The organism is Streptomyces sp. LUP47B, from assembly GCF_001746295.1.
Taxonomy (GTDB): Bacteria; Actinomycetota; Actinomycetes; order Streptomycetales; family Streptomycetaceae; genus Streptomyces.
The window spans coordinates 49,865-61,154 of sequence record NZ_MJAH01000015.1 but is presented as its reverse complement, the minus strand read 5'-3'; the positions used below and the strand labels follow the sequence as shown (position 1 = coordinate 61,154).

Here is an 11,290-nt window from a genome sequence, read left to right as displayed (position 1 = left end):
CGGTCCCTGGCCCAACCCATCAGGACAAGTGAAAGATCCTGGATGCATCATTAAGCTGGAGTACATGCTTGATGTGCGACGTATGCAGATGCTGGCGGCCGTGGTGAGCAACGGCTCCGTGACGGCCGCCGCGGCCCGCCTCGGCTACACGCCCTCCGCGATCAGCCAGCAGGTGGCCGCACTGGAGAAGGAGGCCGGGACCGCGCTCCTCGAACGGGTCGGGCGGGGTGTGCGGCCCACGGCCGCCGGGCTGTTGCTCACGGAGTACGCGGACGCGATCGGCCGGCAGGTCGCCGAGGCGGAGACGGCCCTCGGGGACCTTCTCGCGGGCCGCACGGGCCGGCTCTCGGTGCGTTACTTCGCCACGGCCGGAGCCCATCTGGTCGCCCCCGCGGTGGCGCGGCTACGGGCCGAACAACCCGGCCTGCAGATCGATCTGAAGCTGACGGGCCCCGACCCGCTGCCGGACGTACGGGAGGGGCGGGCGGACCTGGCGCTGGTGGTGGGACCGTCTGACGAGGACGGCGTACGACTGCTGCACCTGCTCGACGACCCGTACCTGGCCGTGCTTCCCGCGGCGCATCCCCTCGCGGCCCGCCGATCGATTCACCTAACCGACCTGGCCGACGAACCCTGGGTCGGCAGCGAGTGGCCCGGCCCCTGCCTCGAGGCCCAGCTCACCGCCTGTGCCACGGCAGGATTCCAGCCGCGCTTCGTCGTGGACAGCGAGGACTACGCCACGGCACAGGGCTTCGTGGCGGCGGGACTCGGGGTGACCCTGATCCCGCGGCTGGGGCTCGGGGGCCGGCATCCGGACGTGGCGGTGCGGCAGATCCGGGCCCCGGAGCCGTCGCGGGCGATCCACGCGGCTGTACGCGAGACCGCGCTGCCGCAACCGGCACTCGAGGCCTTCATCGAGGCACTGCGCGAAGCGGCCGCAGGCTAGTGCCCCGGCGGCCGGCGCTTGCCCGTGGGGGGCGGTGCGGCGAGTGGGAGCGCCGCGCCCTGGTGGAGCGTGCCGGGCGCCGCGACGGGGCGCGCGACGTCGGCCAGGGCACTGGCCAGGCATTGACGGGCCGTGGCGTGCGGCCGGTGGGGGAGCGGCGCGCGGTGCGGTGAGTGGGGGCACCGCCTGCGGGGGAGCGTGCCGGGCGTCGCGACGGGGCGCACGCTGCCAGCCGGGGCACTGGGAGCACCGGGCGTTCTGGGGGAGCCCCCCGGCGTAGACACGGGGCGCGCGACGCCGGCCAGGGGACTGCCAGGCATTCACGGGCCGTGGCGTGCGGCCGGTGGGGGAGCGGCGCGCGGTGCGGCGAATGGGGGCACCGCCTGCGGGGGAGCGTGCCGGGCGTGCAACGGGGCGCACCGTGCCGGTTGGGGCACTGGGAGCACCGCGCGTTCTGGGGGGAGCCCCCCGGCGTAGGCCCGGGGCGCGCGGTGCCTGCCGGAGCGGCGGCTAGGTCTTGACGGGGTGCGGCGTGGCCTTCGCCTTCGGCGGTACCGCCTTCGGCAATGCGTACGGCAGTGCTCCGTACAAGATCCACGCCAGCATGAAGCCGAACAGCAGGCACAGGATGCCGCCGACCGCGTCGAGCCAGAAGTGGTTGGCGGTGGCGACGATGACCAGGAGCGTGGCCGTCGGGTAGAGGAGGCCCAGGACGCGTACCCACGGCACCGACGCCAGCGCGAAGATCGTCAGGCCGCACCACACGGACCAGCCGATGTGCATGGACGGCATCGCGGCGTACTGGTTGGACATGTGCTTCAGATCGCCGGAGGCCATCGAGCCCCAGGTCTGGTGGACCATGACCGTGTCGACGAAGTGGCTGCCGTTCATCAACCGCGGGGGTGCCAGCGGATACAGGTAGTAACCGACCAGCGCCACACCCGTGGTCGCGAAGAGCACCAGACGCGTCGCCGCATAGCGGCCGGGATGACAGCGGTAGAGCCACACCAGGACGCTCAGCGTCACGATGAAGTGCAGTGTCGCGTAGTAGTAGTTCATGCCGACGACGAGCCAAGTCACGGAGTTCACCGCGTGGTTGACGGACTCCTCGACCGCGATGCCCAGATGGTGCTCCATCCGCCAGATCCAGTCGGCGTTGCGCAGCGCCTCCGTCCGCTGCTCCGGCACCGCGTTGCGGATCTGTGAATACGTCCAGTAACTCACCGCGATCAGCAGGATCTCGAACCAGAGGCGCGGGCGGCGCGGAGTGCGCAGGCGGCGGAGGAGACCCGGCCGGTCCGCGGCCGTGAGGGAGTCCGGAGCGGCCGCGGTCTCGCGGTCTTCCAGGCTGGTCACGGTCGAGTCACCCATAGACCTAAAGTCTGCCAGAAATGCCTTACCCCACCGATCATCCCGCGGTCGGGTTCGGGTCGCATGTCCTACGACGGGAAGAGTGTCCCGTTCTCCTACCAGCGCACTGGTGAAAGCCCGGCGTCTCCATCCTACGGACGAGTGCGATCCCCGGGTGCCGAAGCCGTCGAACCCCGTACCACCAGCTCCGGCATGAACACGAACTCGCTGTGCGGCGCGGGAGTTCCGCCGATCTCCTCCAGCAACGTCCTTACCGCCGCCTGCCCCATGGCCGGCACGGGCTTGCGGATCGTCGTCAACGGCGGGTCGGTGAAGGCGATCAGCGGGGAGTCGTCGAAACCCACGACCGAGACGTCCCGCGGTACTTCAAGACCCCGCTGCCGGGCCGCCCGTATCGCGCCCAGCGCCATCATGTCGCTCGCGCACACCACCGCTGTGCAGTCCCGGTCGATGAGCGCCGTCGCGGCCGCCTGGCCGCCCTCCAGGGTGTAGAGCGAGTGCTGGACGAGGTCCTCCTCGACGGTCGCGGCGGGGAGTCCGAGCAGGTCCTGCATGGTGCGGACGAAGCCCTCGATCTTGCGCTGGACCGGCACGAAGCGCTTCGGTCCGAGGGCGAGGCCGATCCGCTTGTGCCCCAGCGACACCAGGTGCGTCACCGCCAGCGCCATCGCCGCGCGGTCGTCGGGGGAGATGAACGGCGCCTGCACCTTCGGCGAGAACCCGTCCACGAGCACGTACGGCACGCCCTGCGCCCGCAGCTGCTCATAGCGCTGCATGTCCGCGGAGGTGTCCGCGTGCAGCCCGGAGACGAAGATGATGCCCGCCACGCCCCGGTCGACGAGCATCTCCGTGAGCTCGTCCTCCGTGGAACCGCCCGGGGTCTGGGTGGCGAGCACCGGGGTGTAGCCCTGCCGGGTCAGCGCCTGGCCGATCACCTGGGCCAGGGCCGGGAATATCGGGTTCTCCAGCTCCGGGGTGATCAGGCCCACCAGGCCCTCGCTGCGCTGCCGCAGCCGGACCGGGCGTTCGTAGCCCAGCACGTCGAGTGCGGCGAGCACGGTCTGGCGGGTGGTGGCGGCGACGCCCGGCTTCCCGTTGAGGACGCGGCTGACGGTCGCCTCGCTCACCCCGGCCTGAGCAGCGATGTCGGCTAGCCGTGTGGTCACGGCACCGGACTGTACCGGCCGTATCGTCATCGCGGTCCCTCTGTTCTGGTCGGCGCCCCTTGTCCCGTAAGGGGATGATTCCCGTCCGAGAGGAGGATGGCAAGAGCTTGCAGAGTCTTGCACACCCGGTAATCGTCCCGCTCAGCCCCGTAAAACAAGGGTCTCGTGACGGTCGACGAGGGATCACGAGGGGGTAACTTCCGCAGTCTCTTGCACTTTTTTGCTGCAAGCTCTTTCGCAAGCCTTGCATCGCTGTTACGTTCCCACTCGCCCGGCGGCCGCAAAGGCGCAGTCGGCAGACGGGGAGGGCACGGGACCTCTCCCCGCAGCACACGGGCTTTCACCCTCAAGGAGAACTCATGCGGCGTGGCATAGCGGCCACCGCGCTGGTGGCGTCTTTCGCCCTCGCGGCGACGGCCTGCGGCGGAAGTGACAGCGGCGACAAGGCCGACGGTCCGGTGACCATCACCTGGTGGGACACCTCCAACGCCACCAATGAGGCGCCGACGTACCAGGCCCTGATCAAGGACTTCGAGGCCGCCAACAAGGACATCAAGGTCAAGTACGTCAACGTGCCGTTCGACCAGGCGCAGAACAAGTTCGACACGGCCGCCGGCGCGAGTGGCGCCCCCGACGTGCTGCGCTCCGACGTCGGCTGGACCCCCGCCTTCGCCAAGAAGGGCTACTTCCTGCCCCTCGACGGCACCGAGGCCCTCGCCGACCAGGCCAAGTTCAAGCCGAACCTGATCAAGCAGGCCCAGTACGACGGCAAGACCTACGGCGTGCCGTTCGTCACCGACACCCTCGCCCTGGTCTACAACAAGCAGCTCTTCGAGAAGGCCGGCGTCGAGGCCCCCAAGACCTGGGACGACCTGAAGGCCGCCGCCGCCACGATCAAGTCGAAGACCGGCGTCGACGGCTACTGGGGCTCCACCGCGGCCTACTACGCCCAGACCTTCCTCTACGGCGAGGGCACCGACACCGTCGACGCCGCCGCCAAGAAGATCACGGTGAACTCGGACGCCGCCAAGAAGGGCTACGGCACCTGGCTGAGCCTCTTCTCCGGCAAGGGCCTGCACAAGGCCGACACCACCGCCGACGCCTACGCCCACATCCAGGACGCGTTCGTCAACGGCAAGGTCGCCGCGATCATCCAGGGCCCGTGGGAGATCACCAACTTCTACAAGGGCTCGGCCTTCACGGACAAGAGCAACCTCGGCATCGCCACCGTCCCGGCCGGCTCCAGCGGCAAGGCGGGCGCCCCGACCGGCGGCCACAACCTCTCGGTCTACGCCGGCTCGGACTCCGCGCACCAGAAGGCGGCCGAGAAGTTCGTGGGCTTCATGACCTCCGCGAAGTCGCAGACGCAGATCGCGCTGAAGAACTCCACGCTGCCCACCCGCGACGACGCCTACACGGCCGAGGTCAAGGCCGACCCGGGCATCGCCGGATACCAGTCGGTCCTCTCCTCCGCCCAGCCGCGCGTGGCCCTGCCGGAGTACAGCTCGCTGCTGACCCCGCTGGACACCGAGTTGCTCAAGATCGCCGGTGGCAAGGAGTCCCTGGACAAGGGCCTGGGCAACGCGGAGACCGCCCTGGCCAAGCTGGTGCCGGACTTCAGCAAGTGAGCCCGTGTGGCCGCCGGATCTCCCGGTCACGGGAGGACAGATCCGGCGGCCACCGGCCTGTGCCGGCCACACCGACCGGCCGCTCGGCCCAGCCACTTCTCAGAGCCGCAGAACTTTCAGAAGGTGTCGAACATGACAGTCGCCATCGACCGCGCCACCGGCAAACGCCACGGTGACCGCGCGCCGCGGCCCGGGCGGGGCCAACGCCTGAAGCAGAGCTACCAGAAGCACTGGTACGCCTACGCGATGATCACCCCGGTGGCGGTCGTCCTCGGCGTCCTCGTGCTCTACCCCCTGGTCTACGGCGTCTACCTCACGCTCACCGACGCCAACAGCCTCAACACGGCCCGCACCATCGGCGTCAACCACATCGACGCCACCTACAAGTTCATCGGCCTGCACAACTACGCCGACATCCTGTGGGGGGACACCGCCTACGACCGTTTCTGGTCGCACTTCATCTGGACGATCGTCTGGACGGCAGTGTGCGTCGCCCTCCACTACTGCATCGGCCTCGGCCTCGCGCTGCTGCTCAACCAGAAGCTGCGGGGACGGACGCTGTACCGGCTGATCCTGGTGCTGCCCTGGGCCGTGCCGACCTTCGTCACCGTCTTCGGCTGGCGTTTCATGCTCGCCGACGGCGGCGTCATCAACACCGCGCTGGACGCCCTCCACCTGCCGAGTCCGGCCTGGCTGGAGGACACCTTCTGGCAGCGGTTCGCCGCGATCATGGTCAACACCTGGTGCGGTGTGCCGTTCATGATGGTCTCGCTGCTCGGCGGACTCCAGTCCATCGACGCCTCCCTCTACGAGGCCGCCGAGATGGACGGCGCGAGCGCCTGGCAGCGGTTCCGGTACGTCACCCTGCCGGGACTCAGGAGCGTCAGCTCCACCGTCGTACTGCTCGGCATCATCTGGACGTTCAACCAGTTCGCCGTGATCTTCCTGCTGTTCGGCAACACCGCGCCGGACGCGCAGATCCTCGTCACCTGGGCCTACTACCTGGGCTTCGGACAGCAGCCGCGTGACTTCGCCCAGTCGGCCGCGTACGGCATCCTGCTGCTGGCCATCCTGATCGTCTTCACCTCCTTCTACCGCCGCTGGCTCAACCGCAATGACCAGCAGCTCGCGATCTGAGGCAGGAGTCCCCATGAGTACGACCACAGTCGAGAGCTCCGCCGAGCTGTCCCCGCCCGCGCCCGCGCAGGCACCCGGACGGATCCGCCGCCGCGGTGACAAGAGCCTCGCCGGCTCCCTCGTCTCGCACGGCATCCTGACCGTCGCGAGCCTGATCGCGCTCTTCCCGATCCTCTGGCTGGTCTTCCTGTCCCTCGGCCCGGACAAGGACGACTACCTCCACCCGGGCGGCATCTGGAAGAAGATGACGTTCGACAACTACTCGTTCGTCCTCCAGCACACCGCGTTCTTCGACTGGCTGAAGAGCTCGCTGATCGTCTCGCTCGGCACCACCGTGATCGGCGTGCTGATCGCCGCGACCACCGGGTACGCCGTGTCCCGTATGCGCTTTCCGGGCTACCGGAAGTTCATGTGGGTGCTCCTGGTCACGCAGATGTTCCCGGTGGCCGTACTCATGGTGCCGATGTACCAGATGCTGTCGGACCTCCAGCTCATCGACACCTACCTTGGACTCGTCCTCGTGTACTGCTCGACGGCGGTGCCGTACTGTGCGTGGTTGCTGAAGGGCTACTTCGACACCATCCCGTTCGAGATCGACGAGGCCGGACGCGTCGACGGGCTGACCCCCTTCGGCACGTTCGCGCGGCTGATCCTGCCGCTCGCCAAGCCGGGGCTCGCGGTCGCCGCGTTCTACAGCTTCCTCACCGCGTTCGGTGAGGTCGCGTTCGCCTCGACGTTCATGCTCTCCGACACGAAGTACACGTTCGCGGTCGGTCTGCAGAGCTTCGTGAGCGAGCACGACGCCCAGCGGAACCTGATGGCCGCGACGGCCGTGCTGATCGCGATACCGGTGTCCGTGTTCTTCTACCTGGTGCAGAAGAACCTGGTGACCGGCCTCACCGCGGGCGGCACGAAGGGGTAGCTCGACCGTCGTTCGGCTGCGGCGCCGCCGTGGCTGGTCGCGCCCACGCGGCGGTAGCCGCAAATCGAATACAGGCCCGCGCCCCTGTGGGGGCAAGCCCCCACACCCCCATACCCGAGGCGGCCGTAGTGTCCATCCGACCCCGCTGTCACTGCGGCCGCCTCGCCACTTGACGACCCCCATGACCCCCTTACGTTTCAAGGACGCCATGAGCCAGCAGTACTACGCCACCGCCCCGGCATCGACCTCCGCCAAAGCCCAGCGCAGCGACTGGTGGCGGGACGCGGTGATCTACCAGGTCTATCCGCGCAGCTTCGCCGACAGCAACGGTGACGGCATGGGCGACCTGGAGGGCATCCGCACCCGGCTTCCGTACCTGCGCGACCTGGGCGTGGACGCCGTGTGGCTCAGCCCCTTCTATGCCTCCCCGCAGGCCGACGCCGGCTACGACGTGGCCGACTACCGGGCCGTGGACCCCATGTTCGGCAACCTCCTGGACGCCGACGCGCTGATCCGCGACGCCCGCGGACTGGGCCTCAGGACCATCGTCGACCTGGTGCCCAACCACTCCTCCGACCAGCACGAGTGGTTCAAGCGGGCGGTCGCCGAGGGCCCGGGATCGCCGCTGCGAGACCGCTACCACTTCCGCCCCGGCAAGGGCGCGAACGGCGAACTCCCGCCCAACGACTGGGAGTCGATCTTCGGCGGTCCGGCCTGGACCCGTGTCGCGGACGGGGAGTGGTACCTGCACCTCTTCGCCCCCGAGCAGCCCGACTTCAACTGGGACCACCCGGCCGTCGGTGACGAGTTCCGCTCGATCCTGCGCTTCTGGCTCGACATGGGCGTGGACGGCTTCCGTATCGACGTGGCACACGGCCTGGTGAAGGCGGAGGGGCTTCCCGACCTTGGATCCCACGACCAGGTGAAGCTGCTGGGCAACGATGTCATGCCGTTCTTCGACCAGGACGGCGTCCACGAGATCTACCGCCAGTGGCGACTGATCCTCGACGAGTACTCCGGCGAGCGGATCTTCGTCGCCGAGGCCTGGACCCCGACCATCGAGCGCACCGCGAACTACGTCCGCCCCGACGAGCTGCACCAGGCCTTCAACTTCCAGTACCTGAGCACCGCTTGGGACGCCGAGGCACTGCGCGGGGTCATCGACCGCACGCTGGAGGCGATGCGTCCGGTCGGCGCCCCGGCCACCTGGGTGCTGTCCAACCACGACGTCACCCGCCACGCCACCCGCTTCGCCAACCCGCCCGGCCTCGGCACCCAGATCCGCACGGCGGGCGACCGGGACCTCGGCCTGCGCCGGGCCCGCGCCGCCACGCTGCTGATGCTGGCCCTGCCGGGATCGGCGTACATCTACCAGGGCGAGGAGCTCGGCCTCCCGGACGTCGTCGACCTGGCCGACGAGGTCCGCCAGGACCCGGCGTACTTCCGCGGCGCCGGCCAGGACGGCTTCCGCGACGGCTGCCGGGTGCCGATCCCCTGGACGCGCGAGGGATCGTCGTACGGCTTCGGCGCGGGCGGCAGCTGGCTGCCCCAGCCGTCGGACTGGGCGGACCTGAGCGTGGAGGCGCAGACCGGCGACCCCGACTCCACCCTGGAGCTGTACCGCACGGCCCTCGCCGTCCGCCGCGCCCAGCCCGACCTGGGGGCCGGCGACGCGGTGGAGTGGCTGCGGGCGCCCGAGGGCGTTCTCGCCTTCCGGCGCGGCGAGTTCGTCTGCGTCGCGAACACCGGTGGTGAAGCGGTGACGACTCCGGCGTACGGCCGTCTGCTCCTCGCGAGCGGCGAGGTGGCCGAGGCCGACGGCGACGCGAAGGTGCCGGCCGACACGACGGTGTGGTGGACGACGGCCTGAGCACAGGCAGGGATCACCGGGCCCACACGGGGGCCCGGTGATTTTTTGTCGGGCGTGTCGATCGGCGGGACCCGCGATCGACGCTTGGGTGGAAGGGCGAACAGCGCCCCGCATCCGAGGAGAGACCATGCAGATCCGCGCCCGCCTGAGCATGAGTGCCGACGGCTACGTGACCACGCCGAGCGGCTGGCCCGCACTGACCGCCGACCCCTCGTTCGTCTCCGGCCAGAGCCACGGCATCCGGGAGTTCCTGGCCGACTGCGAGGCCGCGCTCATGGGCCGTACGACCTTCGAGCCCGCGCTGACCAACAGCCGCTGGCCGTGGCCCGACCTCGACGTGTTCGTCCTCGGCTCGCACCGCCCGGACGGTACCCCGGACCACGTCACCACCGACAGCGACCCGGTACGGCTGCTGGAGAAGCTCCGCGCGGCCAACCGGGGCGGCGACGTCCATCTCATCGGCGGCCCGCGCACGATCGGCACCTTCCACGCCCTCGGCGCGCTCGACCGCCTCGAACTGGTCGTCCTGCCCATGCTGTTCGGCGGCGGCATGCAGCTGACCCCCGCGCTCAGCCCCGAGACCGGACTGACCTTCCAGAGCCAACGCGCCCTGCCCGGAGGGGCGGTGGAGATCGTCTACTCCTGCCGGGGCAGTCGCGGCGACCTGCCGGGCAAGCCCGCCAGCCAGCGCTGAGCAGAGTAGGTGAAAGTTCTTTCTTCTGCTTTCAAGAGTCTTGCTGTAAACATTTCGCCAGCGGTACGTTCTCGCCGGCGCCAGGCAAAGACGCCTGGCCGTCAGGCAAGGAGAACCCCCACGTGATATCGAGATGGACCGCATCCGCTGTCGCCACGGCCACCGCGTTCGCCGCGGCGGCCGTGCTGGCCCCCCAGGCCGCCCATGCCTCCCCGCCCGGCACCAAGGACGTCACCGCCGTCCTCTTCGAATGGAACTTCGCCTCCGTCGCCAAGGAGTGCACCAACACCCTCGGCCCCGCCGGATACGGCTCCGTGCAGGTCTCCCCGCCCGCCGAGCACATCCAGGGCTCGCAGTGGTGGACCTCGTACCAGCCGGTGAGCTACCGGATCGCGGGGCGCCTCGGTGACGCCACCGCCTTCAAGAACATGGTCAGTACGTGCCACGCGGCCGGTGTGAAGGTCGTCGTCGACACCGTCGTCAACCACATGTCCGCGGGCAGCGGCACCGGTACCGGCGGATCGTCGTACACGAAGTACAACTACCCCGGCCTGTACTCCTCGTACGACATGGACGACTGCACGTCGAGCATCACCGACTACACCAACCGCGCCAACGTCCAGAACTGCGAACTCGTCGGCCTCGCCGACCTGGACACCGGCGAGGAGTACGTCCGCGCCACCATCGCCGGCTATATGAACTCCCTGCTCGGCTACGGCGTCGACGGCTTCCGCATCGACGCGGCCAAGCACATCCCGGCCGCCGACCTCGCCAACATCAAGTCGCGTCTGTCGAACCCCTCCGTCTACTGGAAGCAGGAGGTCATCTACGGCAGCGGGGAGGCCGTCCAGCCCACCGAGTACACGGGCAACGGGGACGTCCAGGAGTTCCGCTACGCCTACGACCTCAAGCGCGTCTTCAACAACGAGAACCTCGCCTACCTGAAGAACTACGGCGAGGGCTGGGGGTACCTGAGCAGCTCGGTGGCCGGCGTCTTCGTCGACAACCACGACACCGAGCGCAACGGCTCCACGCTCAACTACAAGGACGGCGCGAACTACACCCTCGCCAACGTCTTCATGCTCGCCTACCCCTACGGCGCCCCGGACATCAACTCCGGCTACGAATGGTCCGCCACGGACGCGGGGCCGCCCAACAACGGTTCCGTGAACGCCTGTTGGCAGGACGGCTGGAAGTGCCAGCACGCCTGGCCGGAGATCCTGCGCATGGTCGCCTTCCGCAACGCCACCCGCGGTGAGTCGGTCACCAACTGGTGGGACAACGGCGGCGACGCGATCGCCTTCGGGCGGGGCGCCAAGGGCTACGTCGCCATCAACCACGAGTCCGGCAGCCTGAGCCGGACCTACCAGACCTCGCTGCCCGCCGGGACGTACTGCAACGTGCAGAACAACACGAGCGTGACGGTCGGCGCCAACGGTCAGTTCACGGCCACGCTCGGGTCCAACACAGCACTGGCGATCTACGCGGGCAAGTCCACCTGCTGAGCGACTCACGGAAACACTGAAAATTCTTACCGGCTGTTTCAGGACTATTGC

Annotated in this window: 9 protein-coding genes; 7 read left to right on the top strand and 2 right to left on the bottom strand. The window is 69.0% G+C overall.

Going from position 1 to position 11,290, the window contains the following annotated elements; translation table 11 throughout:
• Positions 1 to 64: 64 nt before the first annotated feature.
• Positions 65 to 946, top strand: coding sequence for a LysR family transcriptional regulator (locus tag BFN33_RS35740; protein ID WP_069764352.1), 882 nt, complete (start codon positions 65 to 67; stop codon positions 944 to 946).
• A 510-nt stretch (positions 947 to 1,456) separates the two neighbouring features.
• Here the strand turns inward: BFN33_RS35740 and BFN33_RS35735 are convergent.
• Positions 1,457 to 2,317 (bottom strand): phosphatase PAP2 family protein, encoded by an 861-nt coding sequence (locus tag BFN33_RS35735; protein WP_069764351.1) that lies wholly within the window; start codon positions 2,315 to 2,317, stop codon positions 1,457 to 1,459.
• 131 nt (positions 2,318 to 2,448) lie between these two features.
• Positions 2,449 to 3,483, bottom strand: coding sequence for a LacI family DNA-binding transcriptional regulator (locus tag BFN33_RS35730; RefSeq protein WP_305144239.1), 1,035 nt, complete (start codon positions 3,481 to 3,483; stop codon positions 2,449 to 2,451).
• 359 nt (positions 3,484 to 3,842) lie between these two features.
• Between BFN33_RS35730 and BFN33_RS35725 the strand changes: the two genes are divergently transcribed.
• From BFN33_RS35725 to BFN33_RS35700, 6 genes are all read left to right on the top strand, one after another.
• Positions 3,843 to 5,111, top strand: a complete 1,269-nt coding sequence (locus tag BFN33_RS35725; protein WP_069764349.1) for an extracellular solute-binding protein — start codon at positions 3,843 to 3,845, stop codon at positions 5,109 to 5,111.
• A 132-nt stretch (positions 5,112 to 5,243) separates the two neighbouring features.
• The gene (locus BFN33_RS35720; protein ID WP_069764348.1) at positions 5,244 to 6,248 is read left to right on the top strand and encodes a carbohydrate ABC transporter permease; all 1,005 of its coding nucleotides are present in this window, start codon (positions 5,244 to 5,246) and stop codon (positions 6,246 to 6,248) included.
• A 13-nt stretch (positions 6,249 to 6,261) separates the two neighbouring features.
• Positions 6,262 to 7,170: a sugar ABC transporter permease gene (locus BFN33_RS35715; RefSeq protein ID WP_069764347.1), complete on the top strand. Its 909-nt coding sequence runs from the start codon at positions 6,262 to 6,264 to the stop codon at positions 7,168 to 7,170.
• A 208-nt stretch (positions 7,171 to 7,378) separates the two neighbouring features.
• The gene (locus BFN33_RS35710; protein WP_069764346.1) at positions 7,379 to 9,040 is read left to right on the top strand and encodes a glycoside hydrolase family 13 protein; all 1,662 of its coding nucleotides are present in this window, start codon (positions 7,379 to 7,381) and stop codon (positions 9,038 to 9,040) included.
• Between the two features lie 127 nt (positions 9,041 to 9,167).
• Positions 9,168 to 9,734 (top strand): dihydrofolate reductase family protein, encoded by a 567-nt coding sequence (locus tag BFN33_RS35705; protein ID WP_069764345.1) that lies wholly within the window; start codon positions 9,168 to 9,170, stop codon positions 9,732 to 9,734.
• 122 nt (positions 9,735 to 9,856) lie between these two features.
• The gene (locus BFN33_RS35700; protein WP_069764344.1) at positions 9,857 to 11,239 is read left to right on the top strand and encodes an alpha-amylase family protein; all 1,383 of its coding nucleotides are present in this window, start codon (positions 9,857 to 9,859) and stop codon (positions 11,237 to 11,239) included.
• The last annotated feature ends 51 nt before the right edge of the window (positions 11,240 to 11,290 follow it).